The organism is Prevotella sp. E15-22 (assembly GCF_023204875.1).
In the GTDB taxonomy this organism is placed as follows: domain Bacteria; phylum Bacteroidota; class Bacteroidia; order Bacteroidales; family Bacteroidaceae; genus Prevotella.
This window is the reverse complement of record NZ_CP096247.1, coordinates 1,227,447-1,244,502: the sequence shown is the minus strand read 5'-3', so window position 1 is coordinate 1,244,502 and position 17,056 is coordinate 1,227,447. Positions and strand designations below refer to the sequence as shown.

Below are 17,056 nucleotides of genomic sequence, written 5' to 3'. Positions count from 1 at the left end.
AAACAAGTTGTTTGGTGCACCCTTTTAGTAAAAAGCAAAATCAAGTCAACAACATCTATCAAAAACATGACAAGCGAAGTAATCATCGATGTCCAACCAAAGGAGATTTCCATTGCCCTCTTGGAAGACAAGAGTCTAGTGGAATATCAAAATGAGCCTCGAGAGGCCTCTTTTGCTGTGGGCAACATCTATGTGGGCAAGGTGCGCAAGCTCATGCCTGGATTAAACGCTTGCTTCGTAGATGTTGGCTCGGAGAAGGATGCATTTTTGCATTATCTTGACTTAGGACTTCAATTTAGCTCTTTTGAGAAATACCTCAAACAGGTAGCAAGCGATCGCAAGAAACTCTATCCAATCCAGAAAGCTACTTGCCAGCCTATTCTTCCTAAAGAAGGCAGCATTCAGAACGTTCTGAAAGTTGGCCAGGAGATTATGGTGCAAGTTGTCAAAGAGCCAATTAACACAAAAGGCCCTCGCCTAACATGTGAACTTAGTTTCGCGGGCCGATTCATGGTGTTGATTCCCTTTGGCGAAAAGGTTTCTGTATCAAGTAAAATCAAACGAGGCGAAGAGCGCAGTCGTTTAAAACAACTAGTTCAAAGCATGAAGCCAAAGAATTTTGGCGTCATTGTCCGTACTGTAGCTGAAGGCAAGAAAGCAGCAGAACTCGACCAAGAGTTGAAAGTACTGCTAAAGCGATGGGAAGACACCATTACCAAGGTGCAAAAGACTACAGAACGTCCGCAACTAGTATTTGAAGAACAGACACGCGCCGTAGCCCTTCTTCGCGATTTATTCAATCCCACCTACGATGGTATCCACGTCAACGACGCCGAAATCTACAATCAGATTCACGATTACGTCTCACTCATTGCCCCTGAGAAGGCAGACATTGTCAAGTTGTATAAAGGCAATGTTCCTATTTTCGACAATTTCGACGTAACCAAACAAATAAAATCGGGTTTCGGACGTACTGTAAACTACAAACGAGGTGCTTATCTTATTATTGAGCACACGGAAGCAATGCACGTGGTTGATGTCAACAGTGGAACACGAATTAAGAAAGAAAACGGCCAGGAAGCTAATGCCCTAGAGACCAATCTTGGTGCTGCAGATGAGCTAGCACGTCAATTGCGCCTCAGGGATATGGGCGGAATCATTGTTGTTGATTTCATCGACATGAACCTGGCAGAGGATCGCCAGCTACTGTATGAACGTATGTGCGAGAACATGAAGAAGGACCGTGCTCGTCACAACATCTTGCCGTTATCAAAATTCGGACTCATGCAGATTACACGTCAGCGTGTTCGTCCTGCCATGGATGTTGCTGTAGAGGAGAGCTGTCCCACGTGTCATGGCACTGGTAAGATAAAATCAAGCATACTGTTCACAGATCAGTTAGAGAGCAAAATTGATAATCTCGTCAACAAGATTGGCATTAAGCGTTTCTCACTCCATGTTCATCCCTATGTGGCTGCCTTTATTAATCAAGGCGTATTCTCATTAAAACGCCGATGGCAGCTAAAGTACGGGTTAGGCATTCGAGTCATTCCGAGCCAAAAGATGGCATTCTTGCAATACGAGTTTTACGATGTCAATCAACAGTATATTGACATGCAAGAAGAAAACGAAGTAAGCAAATAACCTTTTAAATTGCACAGGATACTGAAATCTAATGTATTCTGTGCATTTTTTATTAGCAACACTTTGTCATTTAGAAAAAAAAATGTATTTTTGCATTAAATACCAAAAAACGAATAAATGAAAAAACTAGTCAAACGAGGAATCACAACTACCCTACTATCTGCTATCGCACTCATCTCGGCTCATGCCCAGGAGCCTCAAGTCGTTACCGACACCCGATATGCACGCGGTGCTACAATGGCTTTCGGTCGAATCAAGTCGTCTTTAGCAAATGGTGGATCCGCCATCACTAAACGCGGTTTCTGCATTGCGGAAAACCCCAATCCAATGATTAGTGATAGCATTAGTACAAAAAATATTACCAACAATGGCGTTATCTATTATTTTGAGAATCTAAAGCCCTCTACCAAATACTACATGCGTGCCTATGCCACTAACAAGGACGGTATCACGGGCTATGGTGACGTCATCAAATTCTACACCCTTCCAAAAGGAAACGTCACCTATTCATATAACAATGGAGGCAGTGCTGCCGAAAACACTCGCATCAACAATGCCCTTACTCAAGCATGCAACCTATTCTGCAACCTGACAAGCATCAAGAAACATTTTGAAGTGGGTTATGGCTCAGGCACCCCTACTGCTGATTGCAATTACAAGGACACACCATGGATGAACGTTGGTTCAAATCAGAGTTACCAGAAGACAGGTACTATCATGCACGAAATGCAGCATGGTCTTGGCGTCATCAGCTACTCCACCCAATGGTGTGGCAGTATTCTTCGTTCCGGCAACGGCACAGGCCAATGGTTAGGCGACCGTGTATCCGCATTTCTTGATTTCTGGGACAACGCAACAGGCTCACGCCTTAATGGCGATACACAACACATGTGGCCTTATGGCATTAATGGTGCCCACGAGGACGATGGTTCATTAAAAACTTACTATGCCAATGCCATGATAGGTCAGGCCTTGGGCGAGGATGGCTTGGAACACCGTTCTGCAACTTTTGCCGATCCCTGCTACACCTTTAATCAGGAGGATACCATCAAGTATTACCTGAAGAGCGAGTCAACAGAGCGTGGCTTCTACGACTCTTATCTTATTCCCACATCCAACGGCATGCTTAAATGGCGAGCCATGACTCCAGAAGCAGCGCTGAACAACGACAGTGTAGCATGGTATATCACCTTTACTCCCGAAAACCAGTACTATCAGTTGCGCAATGCAGCCACAGGCCAATATCTAACCTATTCAAGTGGTTTCAAGACATTGGCACGCACAACCCTCACAGCCAACGAAAATTTCCATCTTATGAAAGGCCGTGTTGACATAGGTACTGGCGAGAATAGCAAGCGCGGTTACTGGATTATCCATCCTACAGGCAATTGGACCCCTTCTTGTTTGCAAGCCAACATTAATGGTAATACAGGAGGAAGCACTTTCAATTTGGCAAACTCTGCCACTAACCAACGATGGCTTATACTCGATGCGCAAGAACTCAAGCAGGTTGAGGAATCATCCATTTCTCTGATTAAAAATCAGTTATCCACATACATCGCCACTGTCAAATCCCTTATTGACGTGCCACATAGCGAAGAAATGGAAGGCACAGATGCAACTTTTAGCAATGCCATCAGTAGCATTGAGCAACGTATGGATCAATCCATCACTACCATGGAACTTGTTGCGCTGTCAACCGAGGCAACCCAAGCAGTTTTCAATTTCCTCTGCCATGTGGCAGCCACAGATATCAATCACCCCTTCGACTTGACATACCTGATTCAGAACGCTGGAATGGATGCAACTGACGGCTGGTCTGTAGCTGCAACTATCAACTTCTCATGCGCAGAGTTCTATGAGAAGACCTTCGATTTCAACCAGACCATCAAGTCACTTCCTGCAGGCCATTATCTTATGCGCGTACAGGGTTATCAGCGTCCTGGCAAATCGGCTGATGCTTACACTGCCTACACCACATCAGGCAATACCAAAGTCACGGCCTACCTCTATGCAGGCACCAGTCAAACGAAATTGAAGCACATCTGTGCCGATGCTCAAAGCAAGAAATTAGGTGGAACAGAAGTTGAAGTAGCAACCAACCTTTACATCCCCAACAACATGGAGGCCGCCAGCAAATATTTCAAGAAAGGTCTCTACGAGAATGAGGTTGCAGGAAAAGTAGCTACCGATGGTGGAAGTTTAAAGATTGGCATCCGCTCTACATCCATGCCCAGCAACTATTGGGCTATATTCGACAACTTCCGTCTGCATTTCTTTGGCAGTACTGATATAACTGCTATCCGGGATATCAATGTTCCCTCAGCAAAAAGTCATCACATCTACAGTCTGGACGGCCGTATTGTCCGCAGCAATGCCACCACGACAGAAGGATTGAGACAAGGAATCTATATTATTGGAGGAAAGAAAGTCATTGTAAAATAACTAATTATGGTTACTCTTAAGATAGTTTTTTGGTGTTGTGTGGCGCTTGTCATTTATACCTATCTAGGTTATGGGGTACTTCTCTATCTCATTCTTAAGGTCAAGCATCTGTTCATACACAAGGAGTTAACTCCTATCCTCCCCCTTAACGAGGAGCTTTTCCCACAAGTTACTTTGATGATTTGTGCCTATAATGAAGCTGACATCATTGAGGAGAAGATGAGGAACATACAGCAGCTAAACTATCCTAAGAGCAAACTATGTGTTATGTGGGTAACCGATGGAAGTAACGACAACTCCAACGAACTCCTTCAAACATATTCCGACATAACCCTTGTATATAGTCCAGAACGCAAGGGTAAGGCAGCAGCCATGCAACATGGTCTGCGTGAGAACAAAGCAGAATACGTGGTATTCACTGATGCTAACACGATGCTCAACGCCGATGCCATCCGCGAGATAGTGCGCCAATTCATGAAGACCAATGTCAGTTGTGTTTCTGGCGAGAAACGTGTTCAGGCACGCCACAAAGGACAAGCCGCTGCCGAGGGAGAAGGCATCTACTGGAAATATGAGAGTACCTTGAAACAGTGGGACAGCGATCTCTATTCCGCCATGGGTGCTGCCGGCGAGCTGTTTGCTGTGCGCATGAGTCACTATCGTGAAGCCCCCAGCAACGCCCTGCTTGATGATTTCATGATGTCTATGCTCATCCTCAAAGACGGACATCGCATTGCTTATACTAGAGACGCTTATGCGATGGAATACGGCTCGGCTAACATTGATGAAGAGTCGAAACGAAAACGCCGCATAGCTGCAGGTGGACTGCAGAGTATTTGGTGGCTTCGTGGTCTGATGAACCCATTTAAGCATCCCAAGGTTGCCTTCCAGTTCGTATCCCATCGTGTACTCCGTTGGAGCATTACCCCCATAGCTCTTGTTGCCCTTGTCCCCCTCAACATCATACTGATGTTCACTTGTTGGCATTGGGGCTATACCCTTGCAGCCATTCTTCAGTTACTGTTCTATTTGGCTGCCTTCCTCGGATATACTTTGGAGCGCGTCGGCCATAGGATAATATTGCTCTACGTGCCTTATTACTTCCTGTTCATGAATCTCAACGTATTCAAAGGAATAAGCTATCTGATGACTCATCATAGCAGTGGAACGTGGGAAAAAGCCCGTCGTGCATAACTTTTTTGTAAAATTCCCGGGAAAATATTCGCCTGTCACATTTTTTTTTATTACTTTTGCAAGCGAAAGTCATTGTTTATCAAGAATGAGTTTGGACGAAAAGAAGATATTAGAACAAAAGTATTCTGAGACAGTTCAAAAACTGGAAATCGCCAATGCACAGTTGAAACAGGCGAACCAGAAATTGAAAGAATACGAGGAGAAGGCGGCTAAAGCAGAAAAAGCCAGCCAGATGAAGTCGTTGTTCTTGGCAAACATGTCCCATGAGATTCGTACTCCCCTCAATGCCATTGAGGGATTTTCTCGTGTGATGGCCGAAACTGACTCTCAGGAAGAGCGTCTAAACTACATGGAGATTATTGAGAGCAATAATAGCCGCCTGCTTAGTTTGGTCAACGAAATCCTTGACCTCTCACGTGTGGAGTCTGGCGAAATTGTCATCAAGAAGAATCCAACCGATCTAAACATGCTGATGAACAGTATCAAACAGCTGTTTAAGTTCCGTTGTCCCGAAACAGTTATTCTCAACTGGAAGAAACCAGAGCTTCCCGCTGTGATGAATACCGATGAGAATCGCCTAACACAGGTTTTCTCAAATCTCATTTCCAATGCATTGAAACACACTCCACGCGGAACTATCTCTTACGGCTATCGACTTATTAACAACACCGAGGAGATTGAATTCTACGTGGCAGACACCGGTTCGGGCATTGATCCAAAGTTTATTGACCACATCTTCGACACATATGCATCGAAGGATGCCGAGCAACAACGTGGATTTGGTCTCGGCTTAGCCCTCTGCCGCATCATTGTCGAAAAGATGGGAGGACATATTGAAGTCAAGTCTACCCTGGGCGAAGGTTCTGTCTTTACCTTTACCATGCCATTCACCGGCAATGTGGGAGGCATGTCTATCAGCAATCGTTCGGCAAACAACATGCGTACCTTGCGTGTTAGCAATCACCCTGACCAAAAAGCCATGAAGACCATTCTCGTGGCCGAAGACGAGGAAAGCAACTTTGAATTGGTACGCATTGTGCTTCAAAAGCGCTACAATTTGCTTCGAGCCCACAATGGTATCGAAGCAGTTACCATGTACGAGGAAGATAAGCCCGACTTGATTCTGATGGATATCCGCATGCCTGAGATGGACGGACTTGATGCTACACGTATTATCAAAGAGGTCAACCAAGATGTACCCATCATTGCCCTCAGTGCCTTTGCATTCCCTGAGAACATTCGCGAAGCCAAAGCTGCCGGTTGCAATGATTTCATGGCAAAGCCCTTCAAGGTCGAGGACCTCATTGAACTCATCAAGCATTACATTGGTTCATAATCATCTATCCTAATGGCAAAAAAAGGCGTCATTAAGTACATTTCATTCATGTTCTTGCTCATCACAACGCTGATAGCAATCTTCACTCTTTTTGGTCTTTTCGGTGGCACGGCCGACCCCGCTAAGGGTACAGCCATGGCAATGCTCGTATACATACTGCCATTTCTTATTGCTGGCAATATCATTACAGCCGTCTGTTGGGCCATTCGTCGTCGCTGGCATTGGATGGCCATCCCCGTGGTCACCCTTCTATGTTGCATTCCCTATCTTGGTACAGTATATCAGTTGGGGGTCTTCCACAACGGCGAGACCGAACGCTCAGGCATCAAGGTTGCCACCTATAACGTAGCACTCTTCGGCCGAGAGACATCTGGCTTCAAAGCCTTGGATATTCTTGCCGAGATGAAGCGCGACAACATCGACATTCTCTGCATGCAAGAATACCTTGACACCAGTGGTGATAAGATAAACTCTAACAGCTACAAGGAGTATTTCCCATATTTCTGCTTCGGTCGAAGCGACATGATTATTTACAGTCGATACCCCATTGCGCGCCACGACGTTATCGACTTCGGGGCTACGAACAATAGTGGTATGTGGGCCGACATTGATATCAATGGCCGAATCGTTCGCGTGTTCAACGTACATTTGGAGACCACAGGTTTCAACGGCGTGCTTCATCGCGCAGCAAAAATGGAGATGAAAGGCCAGTCGGTTGAGGATAATGCCTTGATAAGTGCCATCTATGGCAACTACACACGAGGAATGGCTATCCGTGCACGCCAAGCCGACCTTGTTGCGGAGGAGATACGCCAGTCACAGTATCCGGCTATTGTCTGTGGTGATTTTAACGATGTGCCTTATTCCTATGTCTACAACACCATGCTTGGCGACCTTATTGATGGTTTCAAGGAATGCGGAAAAGGTCTGATGTATACCTATACAGGCAAAAAGATTGTCCGTATAGACTACATCTTCCATGACCAACAGTTTGAAGGCGAGACTTACTATAAGACCGACCTCACCTACTCAGACCACTATCCTGTGTTTATGAAAATACTCTTTTAAATAATAAACATTATCAAGCGAAAAGCGGCATCTGTCATTGACAAATGCCGCTTTTCGCCTTTATTACTGTACTATCTTGAACCTAACCCTAAAAGAACGATTCTGTTCATCCCAATTCGTTCCAAGCATCTCGAAACGTCCTATCTGACTCGTTGAACGCACATGCTTACCAATACACGGACATACATCATAGTCACCAATGCGAACCAATCTGATGGTCTCACTGGCATCCGCAGGCAAACGATCCAGCGCAACACCATCGGGCAGATTGTCACGTGTAACAAACTCATACGTCACTGGTAAATCGTCAGCAATCAACTCGTTCATCCGTCGCTCAATTTCCTTCTCTTCTTGTCTCGACGGCTTATGGTCCAAAATAAAACTCATCTTGCTTTTCTTCCTTTCCACATGGGCGTTACAACTCCTGCCACATCCAAACAGCCTTATCATCGTCTGGTTTAACAAGTGTTCAGCCGTATGTGCTGGTGGAAACTCCTCCTTATTGTGTTCATTAAAAACGTACTCCTCCATCGTATTATGCAGTTTTTATCACGTTCAACAAATCTGGCTGAATCACGCCATTCGTAGCCACGACATTATTACCCTGCGTAAAGTCGTCACTCCCCTCATAGTTTGTCACCATGCCGCCGGCCTCTTTCACAATCAGTGCACCTGCCATGAAGTCCCATTGACCAATATACTTCTCTGCATAACCATCATAGCGACCTGAAGCCACATAACATAATGCCATGGCTGCCGAACCACACATGCGAATACTACCCACCTGACCATAGAAATGGCTTATCAAATGATTAATTATGGGTTTGTAGGCATCACTGTTATAAGGTAACTGCAAACAGAGTAATGCATCCTGAATCTTCTGGTCACTAACTTGCAAGGGTGTTCCATCCATATAGGCTCCACCACCCTTCCAAGCATAATAGCACTCATCGTGGCACACCTCATAAACCACACCTACTAGCACCTCTTTTCCATGTAACAGAGCGATACTAACGGCATAAGGTGCATACTGGTGAATAAAGTTCGTAGTGCCATCCAAAGGATCCACTACCCATATAAAATCTGAGGATTGACGCTCAACAGACGAACTATCGTTTACCTTCGTTGTCCCCTCTTCCGTTATGAATCCCGCCTCGGGCAAAAGTTTTCGAAGAGCGCACACGATTTTCTCCTCCGAGCCTTTGTCAACATACGACACATAGTCGTGTGCATGCTTACGTTCCACATTCTGCAACGAGAATTTTCGCCTTTCTTCTCTGATATAGGCTCCTGCCTGCTTTGCTATCTCACATACTTTTCTCGTCAGCTCTTCCAATTTTATTCGTTCATTCATATTCTCCCCTATTTAAACTTATATACTACAGACCCACGCGCTTCAAGAGGTATGGCTACCTGACAATCACGCATGAAAGCAAGCGAGACGTGCTGACCAGAAAGGAGATCTATAGCTTGATAGCACTTTTCTTGAAGTCCCAGATAATCAAAAGCATGAGACGGAACGGTAAGATTCATCGTCATGGGTACATCGTCGAAGTTGACCACTACAAGCAATACGTCCTTGTCAGCCTTACGCAAGAAGGCATATTGACGATGATACTGACGATTAACATACATCACGTCAAAGGTAAGACCTTGTGAGATAGCTTTCTCATGAAGGGCGATGTCAAGCACCTTATTATAAACTAGTGTTAAGGGCGTAAAACGCATATCCAACGACCAATAATCAAAAATCGTGGTGCGACCATCCCGCCCACTGAATCCCTCAGCATCCATACCACGCTCACCCCATTCCTGACCGAAATAAATCATCAAAGGATTCTGCTGTAGCAAAGCTGAGACCACAAAAGCGGGAATAGCTTTCTCGCCAGCTCCAGCAAAGAAGTCACTAGCAACACGTTGCTCATCGTGATTCTCCAGGAAATAGAGCATATGGTCACGTATATCATCGGTCTGCTGCCAAGCCCATGTGATGGCATCGGTATTACGACGATGACAGATTACATCACGCATGGCATCATACATTCCTACTTTGTCGTAGAGATAATCAAATCCAGAGCTGATATAACGACGATACAACGCAGGATTATACACCTCGCCAATAAAACGGATATCGGGATACTTCTCGCGAACCTTAGCTGTTGCCCAGGCCCAAAACTCCGCTGGTACCATCTCAGCCATATCGCAACGAAATGCATCAACACCCTTAGAAGCCCAGAAAAGCAGAATATGAAGCATTTTCTCCCAAGTATTGGGAACAGGATCAAAGTACCCTATGCCGCCAGCATAATAATCCACGCCATAGTTCAATTTCACGGTCTCATACCAATCATTGCAACCGGGAGCATTGCTAAAACAATCATTGCCTGTAGCCTTGGCTGGCATTTCCGAATAGGGTTCAACCTCTCCATGATAGAGGTCAAAATATGGCATAAACGACTGACCTACACAATAATAAAAATTATTCGTTACAGGATTAAATCCTTCGTCTGTATGATCGTCTTCACCTAGATCACGTACACTTTGTGGCTTACAAATGCTCTTATACTGTCGAGCCACATGATTTGGCACGAAGTCAATAATCATCTTCAAGCCGGCACGATGGGTTCGACTAACAAGTTTCTCGAATTCCTCCATGCGCTTGTCTACATCAACAGCCAAATCTGGATCAATGTCGTAATAGTCTGTAATGGCATAAGGCGAACCTGCCCTACCCTTCACAACTGCAGGATGCTGACGGGGAATGCCGTAACGGGTATAATCGGTCATCGTGGCGTGACGAATGATACCAGTATACCAAATATGAGTCACGCCCAACTCCCTGATTTTCTTCAGGACGCTGGGCGTGAAGTCGTTCAGTTTTCCACATCCGTTTTCCTCTATCGTACCATTAACTTTGGGGTTATTGTTACGATGACCATAAAGACGGGTAAAAATCTGATAGATGATTATTTTATTCAATGCCATGAGCACTTACTTCCTTGTTAATCTTGGCAATCATGCCCTGAAGTGCCTTACCAGGGCCACACTCTGTGAAGTCGTCGGCACCATCAGCAATCATGTTCTGAACACACTGCGTCCAACGTACAGAAGAGGTGAGCTGAGCAATGAGGTTCTTCTTAATCTCAGCAGGTTCGGTATGAGGCTTGCCATCCACGTTCTGATAAACGGGGCACTTAGGAGTCTGGAACTCTGTCTTCTCGATAGCAGCCTGAAGTTCATCCTTAGCGGGCTGCATCAAAGGACTATGGAAAGCGCCGCCCACCTTCAGGGGAAGAGCACGCTTTGCACCTGCTGCCTTCAACTGTTCACAAGCCTCGTTAATGGCATCCACATTGCCAGAAATAACCAACTGGCCTGGGTTGTTGTAGTTTGCGCAAACCACAATATTACCCTCACGATTGATGCCTGCACACACCTCCTCAACCTTCTCATCAGGCAAACCGATGATAGCGGCCATCGTTGAAGGTGCAGCCTCACATGCCTTCTGCATAGCCATGGCACGTGCGTAAACCAATTTCAGGCCATCCTCAAAACTGAGAGCACCAGCAGCCACAAGAGCAGAGAACTCTCCAAGAGAGTGACCTGCGGTCATAGCGGGCTGGAAAGCATCACCCATGCAGATTGCAGAGATAACACTGTGAAGGAATACGGCAGGCTGAGTAACCTTAGTCTGCTTCAAGTCGTCGTCAGTACCGGCGAACATAATATCTGTGATTCTGTAACCGAGAATCTCGTTTGCTTTCTCAAAAAGTTCTTTAGCTGTTGCGTTGTTGTCGTAGAGGTCCTTACCCATTCCTACGAACTGTGCTCCCTGTCCTGGGAATACGAATGCTTTCATTTTTTTCTACTTAATTTATTGATGAATAAATGTTTGCGGGTGCAAAGGTATATAAAAATGAGCGAAGAACCAAATTTTCTTCGCTCATTTCTTGTGTTAGCTCCGTTTTCAGTCTTTTGTGAACACGAAATCATGAAGTGTACACAACGACCTATCCTTGATGTTCGACTTAAAAACGAAGAAGATGGCACGCTTATACTCCAATTTAGACAAATCAGGCAGCACCACACTCATTTCCGTCGGCTCCTGCTTCATGTCGGCCTTCAACTCAATCTTGCCCAAGAGCATACCCTGCGATGCCCAAGGTCTATCGACCATGATCTCTATGGTGCCATCGATGCCCTGTGGTGTCAGGTTCAGCAGAAGTTTTCCGTCCTGGCCAAACAGATGAGTACCATAATCAACATCGCTGAAGTTGAAGTATTTATAACCAACAATCGAGCCGTCTGTATTGTTCACCACATCGTTGGTGTTATTTTTCAGGTCATAGGGTGCGTCGAAATTGCTCTCTGTGCCATAGCCCGAAGCCACATACGAGCCATAGAACGTATTGTTAGGCCATTCGTGGGTGGCAGGCTTCGGGCCCGTATACCAGCAAGCAATGCCAGCCGAGTGACGCTCTAGCGGATTCAATCCATTAGTGGCAAATCCTTCTGAGTTATACTCACCCTCGCTAATTTCCACCTTACCACCGACACCCTCTTCAACCTTCACCTCGATAGGTGCTACCATGGCCTGACGTGCATACTCATCCGTACCTGTCTGACGATGATAGAACACCCACCACTTTCCATTGATTTCGCAGATAGAGCCGTGGGTGTTGCCATCAGGCGTGGCCGATGCAATTACGTTACCTTGTTCGTCCTTCTCACGACCGCGGCCGTCGATAATGGTGCCGCCATAAGTCCAAGGTCCTAAGGGGTGATCACTATAAGCATAGGCCAGCGTGTAATTAGAAGTGGGCAGTCCGAACTCACCTTCCTCCGTAAAGCGACTGTAGATAAACACATACTTATCCTTTATTTTGCGGATGCTTGAAGCCTCAAAGAACTTAAAGCGTCCCTCCTGGTTGCGACCACTGATCATATCCTCCACTATCATGGTGCCAGGCTTAACAGTGGCCATTGTCGTAGGATCAAACTCGGCAGCATAACTGCGTTCGAAACCCCAATAGCCATACACACGGCCATCGTCGTCTACAAACACAGCAGGATCAAACTGCAGTACACCATCCACCAGATTAGGATTCTCCTTGTTCCAGTTACACACCTTGAAAGGTCCGTCTGGTCTGTCACTCTTGGCAATAAGTCCGTTACGAAAACCCGTCTGATCGTTTGGAAAGAGGTAATAGGTCTTCTTGCCGGTCGAATCGGTGACCAACGTCACATCGGGGGCATAAAGGACATCGGCCGTTCCTGCACTATCAAACTTCTCACCGTCGCGATTCTTGTCAACTACAAGAATCACACCATCATAGCGCCACTGCGTCAAATCTTCCACAGGGGCCGACCATACTACCTGGTCACGACCGCAATATTCTGTAATCAAATCGTCGTGCGAACCATATATATATACGCGCTGTTTACCTGGGTTATCAGGGTCATCAAACACATAGGGCTCGCCATCGGGAATATGCTCCCACAGGGGCAAATAAGGATTGCCCACTGTGGTCAACTTTTCTGTGGCATAGTCAGCCATTTTCGTTGCACACGATGTCACCAGCGACAGACACAATGCCGTTGCTGTAGACAAAGAAAGAATTGTTCCTTTTTTCATCTCTTTAATTCTTAGGTTTATCTTGCTTGGCAATTTTTTTTGCAAAGTAACGAAAAAAATTATATTTATCCAACTGTTTTCAATTTTATTTCGTACTTTTGCACATGAATTACACAAAACCTCTTATGGACAAACATAATTTCGTCACCATTGCCGACCTCACTCGTGAGAAGATACTCTACATGATTGAGATGGCACAGGAGTTTGAAAAGCATCCTAACCGCGAACTGCTCAAAGGCAAAGTGGTTGCAACACTGTTCTTTGAGCCTAGTACTAGAACCCGTCTTTCTTTCGAAACAGCAGCCAACAGACTTGGTGCACGTGTCATAGGCTTTGCCGATCCAAAAGTGACCAGTGGCACTAAAGGCGAAACGCTGAAAGATACTATTCTCATGGTATCAAACTACGCCGACGTCATCGTGATGCGTCACTATATCGAGGGCGCTGCACAATACGCATCAGAGGTTGCTCCTGTGCCTATTGTCAATGCTGGCGATGGTGCCCATCAGCATCCCTCACAATGCATGCTCGACCTCTACTCAATTTATAAGACACAGGGGACACTCGAGAATCTAAACATTTATCTGGTAGGCGACTTAAAATATGGCCGTACGGTTCATTCGTTACTCATGGCCATGCGACATTTTAATCCCACATTCCACTTCGTAGCGCCAAAAGAACTAGCCATGCCCAAAGAGTATAAACTATACTGCGACGAGCACGGCATCAAATATCAGGAGCACACGGCCTTCAACGAGAAGGTAATTGCTGATGCCGATATCCTATACATGACACGCGTACAGAAAGAACGCTTCTCTGACCTGATGGAATACGAACGTGTAAAGAACGTATATGTGCTGAACAACGACTTGCTTCGCTCGGCAAAGCCCAACATGAAGATTCTCCATCCATTACCTCGCGTCAACGAAATTGCCTATGAAGTTGACGATAACCCACACGCCTATTATATCCAACAGGCAGGCAATGGCCTCTTTGCCCGTGAAGCAATCTTCTGCGACGTTTTGGGCATCACGCTGGAACAAGTGAAGAACGATAAAACAATCATTGAATAAGAACCACGATATCTACGTATTATGACAATGAATAAGAAGGAAAGATTAGTGGCTGCCATTCAGCATGGCACCGTTATCGACCACATACCCACTGACAAGACTTATCAAGTGGCCTCAATTCTTGGACTGTTCAGTCTGCAAACACCTGTCACCATAGGTTTTAACTACCCATCAAAGAAAGTGGGATGCAAGGGTATTATCAAGGTGTCGGACAAGTTCTTTACCGACGACGAAATCTCTCGCCTGTCAGTGGTGGCTCCCAACGTTATTCTGAGCATCATCCGCGACTATGAAGTGGTTGAGAAGAAAGCTGTGGTGACACCCAATGAGATTCGTGGTATCGTAAAGTGCAACAACCCCAAATGCATCACAAACAACGAGCCAATGCCCACACATTTCCATGTTCAGGATGGCATTCTTACTTGCCACTACTGTGAAAAAGAACAGGAAATCAGTAAGGTAGAATTGGTATAGCCGAGAAGATATATTTAAGAGATGACGACGAAGGTGTCGGCATCCTTCAACACAGGAAACTTTTGACGAAATCGCTGTAATGTCTCCATATCAATGGACGCTACAGCGATTTCTTCTTTCTCTGGCTCACATTGAGCTATTATGTGACCATAGGCATTCAATATCTGTGAATCACCAGAATAAGTACAATTCTTGTCATTCCCTACACAGTTAACACCGACCACATAACACTGATTCTCAAACGCACGCGCCTTTAACAACGTTTTCCAAACATCTCTACGACTCTCAGGCCAATTGGCCACGAAAATCATCGCATCATAATCGTTTTTGTTACGCGAAAAAACAGGAAAACGTAAATCATAACACACTTGCAACAGAAATCGTACGCCTCGCCATTCTATCACCACACGTCTGTCCCCAGGCACATAGTCGTTTGTCTCGCCTGCATAGCTGAATAAATGTCGCTTGTCGTAGTAATCATATGTACCATCAGGCTTCACAAAGAAGAGTCGATTACGAAGCTGTCCATCATCATCGGTTATGGCCACACTGCCCGCTATTGCTGCATCCAGGCAACTAGCTGTGTGTATCATCCACTCAAGGACGTCATAACCGACTGTATTTAAAGTTGTTTTAGGCATGAATCCTGTTGAGAACGTCTCAGCCAGCACATAAAGATCTGCCTTGGGAGCTTTTGCAAGCAAGGCATCTAAATGTTGGAGGTTCCACTGGGACTCGTTCCAACGAATAGCATGTTGTACGATAGCTGTCTTCATCATGGTTGCAAAGATAACATTTTTTATCTGAAAAAACGCTATTTTCTTTTGCATTCCGCGCATTTTACACTATCTTTGCACACAAATTTAATAAATAAGGTGGAACACACCAAAAGAATGAGGTAAAAAGAGTATAGAAATGAATAAGATTGAAACACCTGTTTTGCTACTTACAGGTTATTTGGGCAGCGGCAAAACTACATTACTGAACCGCATACTGAAAAACGAGAAAGGAATAAAATTTGCCGTTATCGTCAATGATATTGGCGAGGTTAACATTGATGCCACTCTGATTCAGCAAGGCGGTGTAGTTAACCAACAAGATGATTCACTGGTAGCTCTGCAGAACGGATGCATCTGCTGTACATTAAAGATGGACTTGGTTAAGCAACTTCAGGACATCATCCAGATGCAACGCTTTGACTATATAGTTATCGAGGCTAGCGGCATCTGTGAACCGGGACCTATCGCGCAGACCATCTGCTCTATTCCCTCAATGGATCCAGAATTAACAAAGAACGGATATCCTAAACTAGATTGCATCACAACAGTGGTCGATGCCCTGCGCATGCGTGATGAATTTGAAGGAGGTGCTTTGCTCACACGCCCTGACATCGGTGAAGAGGATATCGAAAATCTGGTCATCCAACAGATTGAATTCTGCAACATCGTACTGCTGAACAAAGTTGCAGAAGTGAATAAAGAGGAATTGGGACGCATCCGTGCCATTATCCGTACTCTGCAGCCCAAGGCTGAGATTATCGAATGTAATTATGGTGATGTCAACTTCGACAAGATTCTGAACACCAACATGTTCGATTTTGACAGCGTTGCCACTTCTGCCGCCTGGATTCAGGAAGTTGAACGTCATCACGAAGAGGAAGACGACGTTGAAGAGGAAGAACATCATCATCATGACGAACATGAACACCACGACCATGATGACGACGAACATGAGCATCATCACCACCATCACCACCATCATCATCACGACGATGAGGGTGAAGCCGAGGAATATGGCATCAGCACGTTTGTATACTATCGTCGCGGTCCTATGAAGTTAGGTTTGTTTGACGACTTTGTGGCTCGCAAATGGCCTAAAGGAGTAATCCGCGCTAAAGGAATATGCTACTTTGATGATGAGATGGACATGTGCTATCTCTTTGAACAGGCAGGAAAACAAGTAAGCATCCGCCAAGCCGGACAATGGTTTGCCACAATGCCAGAAGATGAATTAGCGCAGATGATGGAACGTGATGCAGCCCTGCGAGCTGACTGGGATGAGAAATATGGTGATCGCATGCAGAAAATCGTTTTCATCGGGCAGCACATGGACAAGGAAGCTATTACCAAGGCACTTGATGACTGCAAAGCTTAAAAGATGAAAGATTGAAAGGTAAAAAGGTAAAAT

13 protein-coding genes and 1 pseudogene are annotated in these 17,056 nt (G+C 45.4%); 8 read left to right on the top strand and 6 right to left on the bottom strand.

Translation table 11 applies throughout. The features are described from left to right. Positions 1-66: 66 nt before the first annotated feature. The 5 genes from M1D30_RS04935 to M1D30_RS04915 all read left to right on the top strand — a co-directional run bounded on the left by M1D30_RS04935 (position 67) and on the right by M1D30_RS04915 (position 7,687). Positions 67-1,644, top strand: coding sequence for an Rne/Rng family ribonuclease (locus M1D30_RS04935; RefSeq protein ID WP_248506889.1), 1,578 nt, complete (start codon positions 67-69; stop codon positions 1,642-1,644). Between the two features lie 117 nt (positions 1,645-1,761). Then, a complete protein-coding gene (locus tag M1D30_RS04930; protein WP_248506886.1) occupies positions 1,762-4,089 on the top strand; it encodes a hypothetical protein in 2,328 nt (775 codons plus the stop codon). A gap of 6 nt (positions 4,090-4,095) precedes the next feature. Further along, positions 4,096-5,283, top strand: a complete 1,188-nt coding sequence (locus tag M1D30_RS04925) for a glycosyltransferase family 2 protein (RefSeq protein WP_248506884.1) — start codon at positions 4,096-4,098, stop codon at positions 5,281-5,283. 85 nt (positions 5,284-5,368) lie between these two features. Continuing rightward, positions 5,369-6,619: an ATP-binding protein gene (locus tag M1D30_RS04920; RefSeq protein WP_248506882.1), complete on the top strand. Its 1,251-nt coding sequence runs from the start codon at positions 5,369-5,371 to the stop codon at positions 6,617-6,619. Between the two features lie 12 nt (positions 6,620-6,631). Then, positions 6,632-7,687: an endonuclease/exonuclease/phosphatase family protein gene (locus M1D30_RS04915; RefSeq protein WP_248506879.1), complete on the top strand. Its 1,056-nt coding sequence runs from the start codon at positions 6,632-6,634 to the stop codon at positions 7,685-7,687. 63 nt (positions 7,688-7,750) lie between these two features. Here M1D30_RS04915 and M1D30_RS04910 read toward each other — a convergent pair. The 5 genes and pseudogenes from M1D30_RS04910 to M1D30_RS04890 form a co-directional block, all read right to left on the bottom strand. Next, positions 7,751-8,212, bottom strand: a pseudogene (locus M1D30_RS04910) (hypothetical protein); the annotation flags it as partial. A 10-nt stretch (positions 8,213-8,222) separates the two neighbouring features. Beyond that, a complete protein-coding gene (locus M1D30_RS04905) occupies positions 8,223-9,041 on the bottom strand; it encodes an inositol monophosphatase family protein (protein ID WP_248506875.1) in 819 nt (272 codons plus the stop codon). 8 nt (positions 9,042-9,049) lie between these two features. Then, a complete protein-coding gene (locus tag M1D30_RS04900; RefSeq protein WP_371874172.1) occupies positions 9,050-10,672 on the bottom strand; it encodes an alpha-amylase family glycosyl hydrolase in 1,623 nt (540 codons plus the stop codon). Next, positions 10,659-11,546, bottom strand: a complete 888-nt coding sequence (fabD, locus tag M1D30_RS04895; RefSeq protein ID WP_248506873.1) for an ACP S-malonyltransferase — start codon at positions 11,544-11,546, stop codon at positions 10,659-10,661. Before fabD ends, M1D30_RS04900 begins: the two co-directional genes overlap by 14 nt. A 108-nt stretch (positions 11,547-11,654) precedes the next feature. Continuing rightward, entirely contained in the window at positions 11,655-13,322 is a 1,668-nt protein-coding gene (locus M1D30_RS04890) for a family 43 glycosylhydrolase (RefSeq protein ID WP_248506865.1), read from the bottom strand. A 125-nt stretch (positions 13,323-13,447) separates the two neighbouring features. On the opposite strand from M1D30_RS04890, the gene pyrB reads away from it, so the two are divergent. Next, the gene (gene pyrB / locus M1D30_RS04885; protein WP_248506862.1) at positions 13,448-14,395 is read left to right on the top strand and encodes an aspartate carbamoyltransferase; all 948 of its coding nucleotides are present in this window, start codon (positions 13,448-13,450) and stop codon (positions 14,393-14,395) included. A 27-nt stretch (positions 14,396-14,422) separates the two neighbouring features. Beyond that, positions 14,423-14,869 carry an aspartate carbamoyltransferase regulatory subunit gene (locus M1D30_RS04880; RefSeq protein WP_248506860.1) on the top strand — a complete coding sequence of 149 codons (447 nt, stop codon included), beginning with the start codon at positions 14,423-14,425 and terminating at the stop codon, positions 14,867-14,869. Between the two features lie 14 nt (positions 14,870-14,883). Here the strand turns inward: M1D30_RS04880 and M1D30_RS04875 are convergent, their stop codons facing one another. After that, entirely contained in the window at positions 14,884-15,699 is an 816-nt protein-coding gene (locus tag M1D30_RS04875) for an amidohydrolase (protein ID WP_248506857.1), read from the bottom strand. A gap of 85 nt (positions 15,700-15,784) precedes the next feature. Between M1D30_RS04875 and M1D30_RS04870 the strand changes: the two genes are divergently transcribed. Continuing rightward, on the top strand, positions 15,785-17,023 hold the full coding sequence (locus M1D30_RS04870; RefSeq protein WP_248506855.1) for a GTP-binding protein: 1,239 nt from the start codon (positions 15,785-15,787) through the stop codon (positions 17,021-17,023). The last annotated feature ends 33 nt before the right edge of the window (positions 17,024-17,056 follow it).

Coding starts and splice junctions, on each gene's coding strand:
- M1D30_RS04935 (WP_248506889.1), top strand. CDS start 67: ATGACAAGCGAAGTAATCATCGATGTCCAACCAAAGGAGATTTCCATT.
- M1D30_RS04930 (WP_248506886.1), top strand. CDS start 1,762: ATGAAAAAACTAGTCAAACGAGGAATCACAACTACCCTACTATCTGCT.
- M1D30_RS04925 (WP_248506884.1), top strand. CDS start 4,096: ATGGTTACTCTTAAGATAGTTTTTTGGTGTTGTGTGGCGCTTGTCATT.
- M1D30_RS04920 (WP_248506882.1), top strand. CDS start 5,369: ATGAGTTTGGACGAAAAGAAGATATTAGAACAAAAGTATTCTGAGACA.
- M1D30_RS04915 (WP_248506879.1), top strand. CDS start 6,632: ATGGCAAAAAAAGGCGTCATTAAGTACATTTCATTCATGTTCTTGCTC.
- M1D30_RS04905 (WP_248506875.1), bottom strand. CDS start 9,041: ATGAATGAACGAATAAAATTGGAAGAGCTGACGAGAAAAGTATGTGAG.
- M1D30_RS04900 (WP_371874172.1), bottom strand. CDS start 10,672: ATGGCATTGAATAAAATAATCATCTATCAGATTTTTACCCGTCTTTAT.
- fabD (WP_248506873.1), bottom strand. CDS start 11,546: ATGAAAGCATTCGTATTCCCAGGACAGGGAGCACAGTTCGTAGGAATG.
- M1D30_RS04890 (WP_248506865.1), bottom strand. CDS start 13,322: ATGAAAAAAGGAACAATTCTTTCTTTGTCTACAGCAACGGCATTGTGT.
- pyrB (WP_248506862.1), top strand. CDS start 13,448: ATGGACAAACATAATTTCGTCACCATTGCCGACCTCACTCGTGAGAAG.
- M1D30_RS04880 (WP_248506860.1), top strand. CDS start 14,423: ATGAATAAGAAGGAAAGATTAGTGGCTGCCATTCAGCATGGCACCGTT.
- M1D30_RS04875 (WP_248506857.1), bottom strand. CDS start 15,699: ATGCAAAAGAAAATAGCGTTTTTTCAGATAAAAAATGTTATCTTTGCA.
- M1D30_RS04870 (WP_248506855.1), top strand. CDS start 15,785: ATGAATAAGATTGAAACACCTGTTTTGCTACTTACAGGTTATTTGGGC.